Here is a 12,902-nt window from a genome sequence, read left to right as displayed (position 1 = left end):
GAATCACCGGGCGGGCGTCATCGGGGGCACCCGCCGGACACCTGGGGTGAAAGGTTTCAATCAATTTTCAGGGAAGCTAAACCCGCGCCAACTGCCGCGTCAATGGGCATGACTTGAAAATCCTGTCGTGACTTGGTGCACCAAGGCTGAAGCAGCCAAGGGCTCTTGACAGCGGGCAGCGCGCTCCCTAGCTTCGCCTCTCGTGAAACGATTCATCGTCGAGTCGTTACGGAGCCGAATTGTGATCAGCAGAAGACGACTGCTCAGCACCACCGCCACGGCCGCCCTGGGAACGGCGATGGCCCCCGGGGCCGTTCCGGCGGCCGTCGCCGCCCCCTCCGCGGGGGGCCGGGCCCTCCGCGTGACCAGACCGACCGTGGAGTACGTGAGACACCCGCTCGGTCTCGACGTGCCGCGCCCGAGGCTGAGTTGGCCCCTGGCGTCCGCCAAGGAGGGCCAGGCGCAGACCGCCTATCAGGTGCGTGTGGCCACCGCGGCGAACCGCCTCACGAAGCCCGACGTCTGGGACAGCGGCAAGGTCACGTCCGGCGACTCCGTCCTGGTCCCGTACGCGGGCCCCGACCTCAAGTCCCGTACGCGCTACTACTGGTCGGTCCGCGTCTGGGACGCCGCGGGCGACGCGTCCGAGTGGAGCGAGGCCTCCTGGTGGGAGACGGGGCTCTCCGCGGCGAAGGACTGGACGGCGCGCTGGATCGGCGCGCCCGCCTCCCTCGTCGGCGCACCCGCCCTGGACGACGCCTCGTGGATCTGGTTCCCCGAGGGGGACCCCGCGACCAGCGCGCCGGCCGCCACCCGCTGGTTCCGTGGCCGCGTCGATGTCCCCGAAGGGGTCACCGGGGCGCGGCTGGTCATGACGGCCGACGACGGCTGCACCGCGTATGTGAACGGCACGCAGGTGGCGCACACCGAGGCGGACAGCGCCGCCGACAACTGGCGCCGCCCCGCCGTCGTCGACGTGACCGGGCAGCTTCGCGCGGGCACCGCGGTCATCGCCGTCTCGGCCACCAACGCCACGACCGGGCCCGCGGGTCTGCTCGGGCTCCTTGAGCTGACGACCGCCGACGGCAAGCGCACCGTCACCACCGACGGCACGTGGAAGACCACCGACAAGGAGCCCTCGGGCGACTGGGAGTCGGCGGGGTACGACGACGGCTCCTGGGCTGCCGCCAAGGTCCTCGCCGCCTGGGGCTCGGGCCCCTGGGGGAAGGTCGCCGCCAACCACTGCCCCGCCGCCCAACTGCGCCACGAGTTCCGCCTGCGGCCTGGCAGGACCGTCGCGCGGGCCCGCCTGTACTCCACGGCCCTCGGCCTCTACGACGCCTGGCTGAACGGCGAGCGCGTCGGCGACGACCGCCTGGCACCCGGCTGGACCGACTACAACAAGCGGGTCCAGTACCAGACGTACGACGTGACCAAGCAGCTCAAGCCCGGTGCCAACGCGCTCGGCGTGACGGTGGCGGTCGGCTGGTACGCGGGCAACGTCGGCATGTTCGGCCCGCATCAGTACGGCGACCGACCGGCGTTCCTGGCCCAGTTGGAGGTCACGTACACCGACGGCTCCACCGACCGTGTGCTGTCCGGCACCGACTGGCGCGCCGCCACCGGCCCGGTCACCGCCGCAGACCTCCTGTCGGGCGAGGACTATGACGCCCGCCTGGAGACCGCGGGCTGGACGCGCACAGGCTTCGACGACTCGAAGTGGGTCGCGGTGGACGCCGTCGAGAAGGTCAAGGCCGCCGTCGTGGCCCAGATCGACGGGCACACGCGCGTGGAGAGCGAGATATCCGCCCGGAAGGTGACTGAGCCGAAGCCAGGCGTCTTCGTCTTCGACCTCGGTCAGAACATGGTCGGCGCGGTCCGCCTCACCGTCTCCGGGAAGGCGGGCACAAAGGTCCAGTTGCGCCACGCGGAGGTCCTGAACCCCGACGGCACGGTCTACACCACCAATCTGCGGTCCGCCCGCGCCACGGACACCTACACGCTCAAGGGCGGCGGCAAGGAGACGTACGAGCCGCGCTTCACCTTCCACGGCTTCCGCTACGTGGAGGTGACGGGCTACCCGGGCAAGCCGCCGCTCGACGCGGTGACGGGGCGCGTGATCCACACGTCGGCGCCCTTCACGATGGACTTCAAGACGAACGTCCCCATGCTCAACCAGCTGCACAGCAACATCACCTGGGGCCAGCGCGGCAACTTCCTCTCCGTCCCGACCGACACCCCCGCCCGTGACGAGCGGCTCGGCTGGACCGGCGACATCAATGTCTTCGCGCCGACCGCCGCCTACACGATGGAGTCGGCGCGCTTCCTCACCAAGTGGCTCGACGACCTGCGCGACGGCCAGGCCGACGACGGCGCCTTCACCGACGTGGCACCGTTCGTCGGCACGGTCGGCAAGGGCGTGGCCGGCTGGGGCGACGCCGGAGTGACCGTGCCCTGGGCGCTGTACCAGGCGTACGGGGACGCCCGCGTCCTGGAGCAGTCCTGGTCCTCGATGCTGAAGTGGCTCGACTACCTGGAGAAGCACAGCTCGGGGTATCTGCGCCCCGCCGAGGGCTACGGAGACTGGCTCAACATCCAGGACGAGACTCCCAAGGATGTCATCGGCACCGCCTACTTCGCGCACAGCGCCGACCTGGTCGCGCAGGCGGCCGAGGCGCTGGGCAAGGACCCGGCCCCGTACAAGAAGCTGTTCGGCAGCGTCCGTGACGCCTTCCGCGCGGCGTATGTGAGCGACGGCGGGCGGGTGAAGGGCGACACGCAGACCGCGTACGTCCTGGCCCTGTCGATGGATCTGCTCGCCGAGGGCGACCGCGCACCGGCGGCCGCCCGCCTGGTGGAGCTCATCAAGTCCAAGGACTGGCACCTCTCGACGGGCTTCCTGGGCACACCCCGGCTGCTCCCCGTCCTGACTGCCACCGGCCACACGGATGTCGCCTACCGCCTCCTCGTCCAGAAGTCCTTCCCCGGCTGGGGCTACCAGATCGACAAGGGCGCCACGACGATGTGGGAACGCTGGGACTCCATCAAGCCGGACGGCAGCTTCCAGGACGCGGGCATGAACTCCTTCAACCACTACGCCTACGGCTCGGTGGGCGAGTGGATGTACGCCAACATCGCGGGCATCGCACCGGCCGACCCGGGTTTCCGCAAGATCCTCGTCCGCCCGCGCCCCGGCGGCGGCGTGACCGAGGCCCAGGGCAGCTTCGACGCCCTCTACGGACCGGTCACCACCCACTGGAAGACGGACGACGAAGGGTTCCGTCTCACCCTGACCCTGCCCGCCAACACCACGGCGGAGGTGTGGATTCCCGCGGAGAAACGCACGCAAGTGACGCACGACGCGGCGGAGTTCCTGCGGATGGAGGACGGCTGCGCCGTCTTCGCCGCCGCCTCCGGCACGCACCGATTCTCCAACTGACCCACCCCGACCGCTCTTTCGGAAGGCTGCGCGATGACCGCCGGAACCAGCAAGGAAGCCGTGAAAGCGGCACTCACCACCCAGGCCCTGGAGACCCCTTCCTGGGCGTACGGCAACTCCGGTACGCGCTTCAAGGTCTTCGCGCAGCCAGGCGTCCCCCGCACGACCCGGGAGAAGCTGGACGACGCCGCCCGGGTGCACGCCCACACCGGTGTGGCGCCCCGGGTGGCCCTGCACATCCCCTGGGACAAGGTCGACGACTACGCGGCCCTGGCGGAGTACGCCGCCGAGCGCGGCGTGACGCTCGGCGCGATCAACGCCAATGTCTTCCAGGACGACGACTACAAACTCGGCTCGGTCACCAATCCGGACCCGACGGTCCGGCGCAAGGCGCTCGACCACCTGCTGGAGTGCGTGGACATCATGGACGCGACGGGTTCGCGCGACCTGAAGCTGTGGTTCTCCGACGGCACCAACTACCCCGGGCAGGACGATCTCCGCGCCCGCCAGGACCGCCTTTCGGAGGCCCTGCGGACCACCTACGACCGTCTCGGTGACGACCAGCGCATGCTCATCGAGTACAAGCTCTTCGAGCCCGCCTTCTACGCGACGGACATCCCGGACTGGGGCACCGCCTACGCGCACTGCCTGAAGCTCGGGCCGAAGGCGCAGGTCGTCGTCGACACGGGTCACCACGCGCCCGGCACCAACATCGAGTTCATCGTCGCGACCCTCCTGCGCGAGGGCCGCCTGGGCGGTTTCGACTTCAACTCGCGTTTCTACGCGGACGACGACCTGATGGCGGGTGCCGCGGACCCCTTCCAGCTCTTCCGGATCATGTACGAGGTCGTCCGGGGCGGCGGCCTGAACTCGGACATCGCGTTCATGCTCGACCAGTGCCACAACATCGAGGCGAAGATCCCGGCGATCATCCGCTCGGTGATGAACGTGCAGGAGGCCACGGCGAAGGCCCTCCTCGTCGACGCGGACGCCCTGGCGGAGGCCCAGCGGACCGGCGATGTGCTGGCCGCCAACGCGGCGATGATGGACGCGTTCAACACCGACGTCCGGCCCCTGCTGGCAGAAGTCAGGGAGGAGTCGGGGCTCGACCCTGATCCCATGAGGGCCTATCAGCAGTCAGGCTGGCAGGAGCAGATCGTCAAGGACCGCGTGGGCGGCGAGCAGGCCGGATGGGGGGCATGAGCGACATGACACAGCACGCGCAGCATGCACAGCACGCACGGGTCGGGGAACTTCTCGACCGCGCCCACCGGTTGGGCGCCGACCCGCGCAACACGAATTACGCGGGCGGCAACGCGTCGGCGAAGGGCACGGCCCCCGATCCGGTCACGGGCGCGGACACCGACCTGATGTGGGTCAAGGGCTCGGGCGGCGATCTGGGCACCCTCACCGAGGAGGGCCTGGCTGTCCTGCGCCTGGACCGCCTCCACGCGCTCAAGGAGGTGTACGGCGGTCCGGACCGTGAGGACGAGATGGTCGGCGCCTTCGACTACTGCCTGCACGGCAAGGGCGGCGCGGCGCCGTCCATCGACACCGCGATGCACGCCTTGGTGGACGCGCCGCACGTGGACCATCTGCACCCGGACTCGGGCATCGCCCTGGCCTGCGCCGCGGACGGCGAGAAGCTGACGGCCGAGTGCTTCGGCCCCACGGTGGCCTGGGTGCCGTGGCGCCGACCCGGTTTCCAGCTCGGCCTGGACATCGCAGCCGTACAGGCGGCCAACCCCGAAGCCGTCGGCTGCGTTCTGGGCGGTCACGGCATCACGGCCTGGGGTGCCACGGCCGACGAGTGCGAGCGCAACTCGCTGCACATCATCCGCACGGCGGAGGCGTTCCTCGCCGAACGGGGAAAACCGGCCCCGTTCGGCCCGGCACTGGACGGGTACGCCCCCCTCTCCACCGCCGCACGCCACCGACGTGCGGCCGAACTGGCCCCGCGCATCCGCTCACTGGCCTCGCAGGACCACCCCCAGGTCGGCCACTTCACCGACACGGACACGGTCCTCGACTTCCTGGCCGCCACGGAACACCCGCGCCTGGCGGCCCTGGGCACCTCCTGCCCCGACCACTTCCTCCGCACGAAGATCAGGCCCCTGGTCCTGGACCTGCCGCCCACCACACCCCTCCACGAGACCGTCACCCGCCTCAAGGAACTGCACACCGCATACCGAGAGGAGTACGCGGCGTACTACACCCGCCACGCCGACCCGGCCTCACCCGCGATGCGCGGCGCCGACCCTGCGATCGTCCTCGTCCCGGGCGTAGGAATGTTCTCCTTCGGCAAGGACAAGCAGACGGCCCGCGTGGCGGGCGAGTTCTATGTGAACGCGATCAACGTCATGCACGGCGCCGAGGCCGTCTCCACCTACGCGCCGATCGATGAGTCGGAGAAATTCCGCATCGAGTACTGGCCACTGGAGGAGGCCAAGCTTCAACGCCTGCCTCGCCCCAAGCCCCTGGCCACCCGCGTCGCCCTCGTGACCGGCGCGGGCAGCGGCATCGGAAAGGCGATCGCGCACCGCCTGGTCGCGGAGGGCGCGTGCGTGGCGGTGGCGGACCTCGACGCGGAAAGCGCCGCAGCCGTCGCGGAAGAGCTGGGCGGCCCCGACAAAGCCATGGCCATCCCCATGGACGTCACCTCCGAGGAGCAGATCACGAGCGCATTCGCCGCCACGGCCCTCGCCTTCGGCGGAGTCGACCTGGTGGTGAACAACGCGGGCATCTCCATCTCCAAGCCCCTGCTCGACACCACGGCCCGAGACTGGGACCTGCAGCACGACATCATGGCCCGCGGCTCCTTCCTCGTCTCCCGCGAGGCGGCCCGCATCATGCGCGACCAGGCGCTGGGCGGCGACATCATCTACATCACGTCCAAGAACGCGGTGTTCGCGGGCCCGAACAACATCGCGTACTCCGCCACCAAGGCAGACCAGGCCCACCAAGTCCGCCTCCTCGCAGCCGAGTTGGGCGAACACGGCATCCGCGTGAACGGCATCAACCCGGACGGCGTGGTCCGCGGCTCGGGAATCTTCGCTGGCGGCTGGGGCGCGCAGCGCGCGGCGACGTACGGGATCGAGGAGGAGAACCTGGGCGAGTTCTACGCCCAACGAACCCTGCTCAAGCGAGAGGTACTCCCCGAACACGTGGCAAACGCGGTCTTCGCTCTCACAGCAGGCGACCTGACCCACACGACGGGCCTGCACATACCCGTGGACGCGGGCGTCGCGGGGGCGTTCCTCAGGTAACACCGCCCTCCCCCTCCGGCCATCAGCAGCGCACCCGCCCCGGAGGGGGCCGACCCAGCCAAGCGGGCCGCCGCCCGTCTACCCACCCACCCGACGGAAGGGAATGGAGCCGGCGAGGGGCCCGCCGGGGAGGGCCGCGCGGGTCCTAAGCCACCCCTGCGGCCGAGGGAGCCCCTCCGACTCCGGCCGAACAGGCGGTTGCGGACCGACGCGGCCCCAGGGAATCCCGGAAGCCTCTCCAACCCGCAGCCGCGGATCCGACCGGAGGGGACGTGGCGGTATGTCTGCCCGGAGCACGGCAAGAAGGACTCCGGGGCCGAAGCACCCATGCGCTCAAACCGAGATAGCGAGGACGGACATACCGGCGCGGCCCCGCCCCACGAGCCACGACGCGCCCACCGACTACCGGCACACGCAACCGCACCCGCCCCGTCCCCTACGTCCGCACCCGCACCCGCACCAACCTTCAACCCCTGCGAGCCCCCATGCCCAACCTCAACCTCAACCCCCAACCCGGCCAGCACCGCACCCCCCGCTCACCACACCGCTTCGCCGCCATCGACCTGGGTGCCTCCAGCGGACGCGTCATGGTGGCCGAGGCAGGACCCGACACCCTCACCCTCCAAGAGGCACACCGCTTCCCCAACCGCCCCGTCCGCACCGCCGGCACCCTGCACTGGGACGTCCTGTCGCTGTACGCCGGGATCATCGACGGCCTCCGCGCCGCAGGCTCCGGCTCCGGCTCCGCCACCCCCCTCACCTCCATCGGCATCGACGGCTGGGCAGTCGACTACGGCCTCCTCGACGCGGACGGCGTCCTCCTCGGCAACCCGGTGCACTACCGGGACTCCCGCACCGAAGGCATCGCCGCCAAAGCGTGGGCGACCGTCCCTCCCATCGACCTCTACGCCACGACAGGCATCCAGTACGCCCCCTTCAACACCCTGTACCAACTGATCGCCGCCCAGGAGTCCGCCCAACTGGCATCCGCAAGGCACCTGTTGCTGATTCCTGACCTCCTGACGTACTGGCTGACAGGCGAACTCGGCACGGAGCTGACCAACGCCTCCACCACCCAGTTGGTGGACCCCGGAACAGGCGACTGGTCCCACGAAGTGGCGACGCTCCTCGGCGTCGACCTGGGGCTGTTCCCTCCCCTGCGGCAGCCTGGCGCCCCGGCAGGCCACCTGCTCCCCCAGGTCCTCGACGACACCGGCCTCGCCTCGCCCGTCCCCGTGACGACGGTCGCCTCGCACGACACCGCGTCAGCCGTCGCCGCCGTCCCCGCCACGACCGACGACTTCGCCTACATCTGCACCGGCACCTGGTCACTGGCGGGCCTGGAGCTGCCCGCCCCCATCCGCACGGAGGAGAGCCGCGAAGCCAACTTCACCAATGAGCTGGGCATAGACGGCACGGTCCGCTACCTGCGGAACATCATGGGCCTGTGGCTCCTCCAGGAATGCCAACGCACCTGGGAAACCACCTCAACCACCAGCACAGCCAGCGGCACCGGAAGCCTCGAAGCCCTCCTCCGTGAAGCGGCCCGCTCCCCCGCACTCCGCTCCCTCGTCGACGCGGCAGACCCCGCCTTCCTGCCCCCCGACAACATGCCGCACCGCATCGCCCAGGCCTGCGAGGCCACCGGCCAGCCCGCCCCCCGTACCCCCGCGGAGACGACACGCTGCATCCTCGACTCCCTGGCCCTGGCGCACCGCCGGGCCATCGAGGACGCCCAGCGTCTCGCGGACCGGACCGTGGACGTGATCCACATAGTCGGCGGCGGCGCCCGCAACGCGCTGCTGTGCCAACTGACCGCGGACGCCTGCGGGCTGCCCGTGGTGGCGGGGCCCGCGGAGGCGGCCGCGCTGGGCAACGTACTCGTGCAGGCTAGAGCGCAGGGGCTCCTGCGGGACCGCCACGAGATGCGCGCTCTGCTGGCCCGCACCCAGCAGCTGACGCGGTACGAGCCGACCGGCGACACGGCGAGCCACGCGGCGTGGGACGAGGCGTCGCGACGCGTCCCGGCAGCATGACTCCCGCAAAGCGCGCGTAGCGCATACGCTGCAACCATCCGATGACCGACGAGGAGGAACCCGCGATGCGTGTCGCTCTGTTCCTGACCTGTGTCAACGACACGCTCTATCCCGACACGGGCCGCGCTGTGGTGAAACTGCTGACCAGGCTGGGAGTTGACGTCGACTTCCCGATGGCGCAGACCTGCTGCGGGCAGGCGCACTACAACACGGGTTACCGGCACCAGGCAGAGCCGCTCGCCCGTCATTTCTCCGATGTTTTCGGCTCGGAGGAGTACGACGCGGTCGTGACGCCGTCCGGTTCGTGCGGTGCGATGGTCCGCGAGCTGTACCCCCGTATGGGAGAACGGGCCCGTGCCGAGGGCCGCGGCGAGGGCCTGGCGACGACGTTGGCGCCCGTGGTGCCCAAGACGTACGAACTGACCGAGTTCCTGGTGGACGTCCTCGGTGTGACGGACGTCGGGGCGTACTACCCGCACGCGGTGACGTACCACCCGACCTGTCACGGTCTGCGCAGTCTCGGCCTCGGCGACCGCCCCACCCGGCTGCTCCAGGCGGTCAAGGGCCTGGAGCTGATCGAGCTCCCGGGCGCGGACGAGTGCTGCGGTTTCGGCGGCACTTTCGCGATGAAGAACTCCGATGTCTCGGCCGCGATGGGCACGGACAAGGTACGCAACGCCGAGTCGACGGGCGCCGACGCCCTGTGCGCGGCGGACAACTCCTGTCTGATGCACATCGGGGGCACGATGTCCCGCCTCAGGAGCGGCCTGCGCCCGGTCCACATCGCGGAGATCCTTGCGAGCACGGAAGAGGAGCCCCTCGTATGAGCGGCACGTTCGTCGGCATGCCCGCCTTCCCCACGGCGGCCCGCGAGGCGGTGGGCAACAAGACCCTGCGCGCCAATCTGCGGCACGCCACGCACACCATCCGCGACAAACGGGCCCGCGCCGTCGCCGAGTTGGACGACTGGGCGCAGCTCCGCGAGGCGGGCAAGCGGATCAAGGACGAGACGCTGCGCCATCTCGACCGCCATCTGGTCCGGTTGGAGGAGTCGGTCACGGCGGCGGGCGGCACCGTGCACTGGGCGGCGGACGCCGACGAGGCGAACCGCATCGTGACCGCGCTGGTCAAGGCAACCGGCGAGAGTGAGGTCGTCAAGGTCAAGTCGATGGCCACGCAGGAGATCGGCCTGAACGAAGTGCTGGAGGCCGCGGGCATTCACGCGTACGAGACCGACCTCGCAGAACTCATCGTGCAGTTGGGCAAGGACCGTCCCTCGCACATCCTGGTACCCGCCATCCACCGCAACCGCGGTGAGATCCGCGAGATCTTCGCGCGCGAGATGAGCGAGTGGGGCCGGCCCGCCCCCGACGGCCTCACCGACACGCCCGCCGAGCTTGCCGAGGCCGCCCGTCTCCACCTCCGGGAGAAGTTTCTGCGCGCCAAGGTCGGTGTCTCCGGGGCGAACTTCATGGTCGCGGAGACGGGCACCCTGGTCGTCGTCGAATCGGAGGGCAACGGCCGTATGTGCCTGACGCTCCCCGAGACGCTGATCTCGGTCGTCGGCATCGAGAAGATCGTGCCGACCTGGCGGGACCTGGAGGTCTTTCTCCAGACGCTCCCCCGTTCCTCGACGGCCGAGCGGATGAACCCGTACACATCAATGTGGACCGGCACGGCCGAGGAGGACGGGCCGAGCACCTTCCACCTCGTGCTCCTCGACAACGGCCGCAGCGACACGCTCGCCGACGAGGTGGGCCGCCAGGCCCTGCGCTGCATCCGCTGCTCGGCCTGCCTGAACGTCTGCCCCGTGTACGAACGGGCCGGGGGCCACGCGTACGGCTCGGTCTACCCCGGCCCCATCGGGGCGATCCTCAGTCCCCAACTCCGCGGCACCCAGAGCGAGATCGACGCCTCGCTCCCGTACGCGTCGTCGCTCTGCGGCGCCTGCTACGAGGTGTGCCCGGTGGCCATCGACATCCCCGAAGTCCTCGTCCATCTGCGGGAGCGGGTGGTTCAGGGCGGCGAAGTGACGCGGAACGGCACGAGGGCGACGCTGCGGCCCGCGAAGGGGCACGCCGCGGAGCGGGCGGCGATGCGCGCGGCGGGCTGGGCGTTCGGCCGCCCGGGGGCGCTGCGGGCCGGACAGCGGCTGGCGTCCGGGACCCGGCGGCTCCATCCGCGCACGCTTCCCGGACCGGGGCAGGCCTGGAGTGCGACGCGGGATCTGCCGAAGGTGCCCGCCGAGCCGTTCCGTGACTGGTGGCGGCGTACGAATGGCGGACGGGCCGAGGAGGGCGGCAAGAAGTGAGCAGCAGGGACCAGATCCTGGGCCGCGTCCGACGGGCGCTGGCGGACATCCCGGACGACAAGGAGACGTACGCCTACGAACGGGCCGTCCCGCGCGACTACCTGCGCGAGCACGGCGACCGCACCACGGAGCAGACCGTCGAGCTGCTCGCGGAGAACCTCGCCGACTATCGCGCGCTCGTGCACCACTGCACGGACGAGGAGCTGCCCGAGCTGCTCACCCGCCTGCTCGCGGCACGCGACGCGCGGACCGTGCTCGCGCCGCCCGGCCTGCCGCCGCACTGGCTCGCGGCCACCGACGCGACCAGCGTCCCCGACCGCGCCACGAGCACCCCGCACGAGCTCGACGACGTCGACAGCGTCGTCACCGGCTGCGCGGTCGCCGTCGCCGAGACCGGCACGATCGTCCTGGACGGCGGCCCCGACCAGGGCCGCCGGCGCATCACGCTCGTCCCCGATCACCACATCTGTGTCGTACGCGCCCCTGACCAGGTGGTCTCCTCGGTCCCGCAGGCACTCGAACGGCTCGATCCCGCCCGCCCGCTGACCTGGATCTCGGGACCGTCCGCCACCAGCGACATCGAACTGGACCGGGTGGAGGGCGTGCACGGCCCGCGCACCCTGGAGGTGGTGCTGGTGAGCGGAGTCTGAAGGCCGCGGTTAGCGTGAGTGCATGATCCGGTTCGAGCAGGTGAGCAAGCGCTACCCGGACGGCACGATGGCCGTGGACGAGCTGTCCTTCGAGGTCGCCGAGGGAGAACTGGTCACGCTCGTCGGACCGTCCGGCTGCGGCAAGACGACCACGATGATGATGGTGAACCGCCTCATCGAGCCGACCGCGGGCCGCATCTTCGTGAACGGCGAGAACATCGCGGACGTCGACCCGGTCCGCCTTCGCCGCCGTATCGGCTATGTCATCCAGCAGGTGGGGCTCTTCCCGCACCGGACGATCCTCGACAACACGGCGACCGTCCCCGCGCTGATCGGCTGGAAGAAGGCGAAGGCACGGGCACGCGCCGCCGAGCTGCTCGACCTGGTGGGCCTCGACCCGAAGACGTACGGCTCCCGTTACCCCGAGCAGTTGTCCGGCGGGCAGCGCCAGCGCGTCGGCGTGGCGCGTGCCCTGGCCGCCGACCCGCCCGTACTCCTCATGGACGAGCCGTTCGGGGCGGTCGACCCGGTGGTGCGCGAGCAGTTGCAGGACGAGTTCCTGCGGATGCAGGCGACGGTCCGCAAGACGGTTCTCCTGGTCACGCACGACATCGAGGAGGCGGTCAGGCTCGGCGACCGGATCGCGGTGTACGGGCAGGGGCGGATCGAGCAGTACGACACCCCCGGGGCGGTGCTCGGCACTCCGGCGACGCCGTACGTCGCCGGGTTCGTGGGCGCCGACCGTGGCCTGAAGCGTCTCTCGGTCACCGAGATCCTGCCGGAGGACCTGGAGCAGCCGACGGTGGTCCGTCTCGACGAGCCCGCCGCACACGCCGCGGCCCGGCTGCGCGAGGAGGATGCCCGCTGGGGCGTCGTCCTGGACACGGGCGGAGATCTGCACGGCTGGGTCGGCATCGACGAGGTGGCCCTCGCCGGAGAGGGCGGCAGAGTAGGCGACCTGGCCCATCGCATGAAGGCGTGGGTCCCGGTGGGCGCCCCCCTGAAGCAGGCGTTCGGCGTCATGCTCCAGCACGACGCGGGCTGGGTCGCGGTCCTCGACGGGGCCCGCTTCCTCGGCGTCCTGACCCCGGCGAAGCTGCACGAGGCCCTGCGCCGCTCGGTGGACGCGGACGCACAGGGCGTGCCCCGGGATCAGGTGGAGTTCGACTCGGTGGCCGACGCCTGAACCGGGGCGGCGGG

At 70.6% G+C, this 12,902-nt stretch carries 8 protein-coding genes; all 8 read left to right on the top strand.

Annotated elements, in window-relative coordinates; translation table 11 throughout:
* The first annotated feature begins 241 nt into the window (after nucleotides 1-241).
* The 8 genes from OG302_RS38235 (at nucleotide 242) to OG302_RS38200 (ending at nucleotide 12,888) form a co-directional block, all read left to right on the top strand.
* A complete protein-coding gene (locus tag OG302_RS38235) occupies nucleotides 242-3,439 on the top strand; it encodes an alpha-L-rhamnosidase (protein WP_371749336.1) in 3,198 nt (1,065 codons plus the stop codon).
* 33 nt (nucleotides 3,440-3,472) lie between these two features.
* Complete coding sequence (gene rhaI, locus OG302_RS38230; RefSeq protein WP_371749335.1) at nucleotides 3,473-4,642, top strand: L-rhamnose isomerase; 1,170 nt, start codon at nucleotides 3,473-3,475, stop codon at nucleotides 4,640-4,642.
* Nucleotides 4,643-4,647: 5 nt separating this feature from the next.
* On the top strand, nucleotides 4,648-6,705 hold the full coding sequence (locus OG302_RS38225; RefSeq protein ID WP_371750360.1) for a bifunctional aldolase/short-chain dehydrogenase: 2,058 nt from the start codon (nucleotides 4,648-4,650) through the stop codon (nucleotides 6,703-6,705).
* 485 nt (nucleotides 6,706-7,190) lie between these two features.
* Complete coding sequence (locus OG302_RS38220; protein WP_371749334.1) at nucleotides 7,191-8,741, top strand: rhamnulokinase family protein; 1,551 nt, start codon at nucleotides 7,191-7,193, stop codon at nucleotides 8,739-8,741.
* Between the two features lie 65 nt (nucleotides 8,742-8,806).
* Nucleotides 8,807-9,568 carry a (Fe-S)-binding protein gene (locus OG302_RS38215; RefSeq protein WP_371531116.1) on the top strand — a complete coding sequence of 254 codons (762 nt, stop codon included), beginning with the start codon at nucleotides 8,807-8,809 and terminating at the stop codon, nucleotides 9,566-9,568.
* A complete protein-coding gene (locus tag OG302_RS38210; protein WP_371531114.1) occupies nucleotides 9,565-11,052 on the top strand; it encodes a lactate utilization protein B in 1,488 nt (495 codons plus the stop codon). The genes OG302_RS38215 and OG302_RS38210 overlap by 4 nt, the downstream gene beginning before the upstream one ends.
* A complete protein-coding gene (locus tag OG302_RS38205) occupies nucleotides 11,049-11,702 on the top strand; it encodes a lactate utilization protein C (protein WP_371531112.1) in 654 nt (217 codons plus the stop codon). Before OG302_RS38210 ends, OG302_RS38205 begins: the two co-directional genes overlap by 4 nt.
* A 22-nt stretch (nucleotides 11,703-11,724) precedes the next feature.
* Complete coding sequence (locus OG302_RS38200) at nucleotides 11,725-12,888, top strand: ABC transporter ATP-binding protein (RefSeq protein ID WP_371531110.1); 1,164 nt, start codon at nucleotides 11,725-11,727, stop codon at nucleotides 12,886-12,888.
* Nucleotides 12,889-12,902: the final 14 nt, after the last annotated feature.

Origin of the sequence: Streptomyces sp. NBC_01283, assembly GCF_041435335.1 — a bacterium.
Taxonomy (GTDB): domain Bacteria; phylum Actinomycetota; class Actinomycetes; order Streptomycetales; family Streptomycetaceae; genus Streptomyces.
This window is presented reverse-complemented; position numbering and strand designations above follow the sequence as displayed.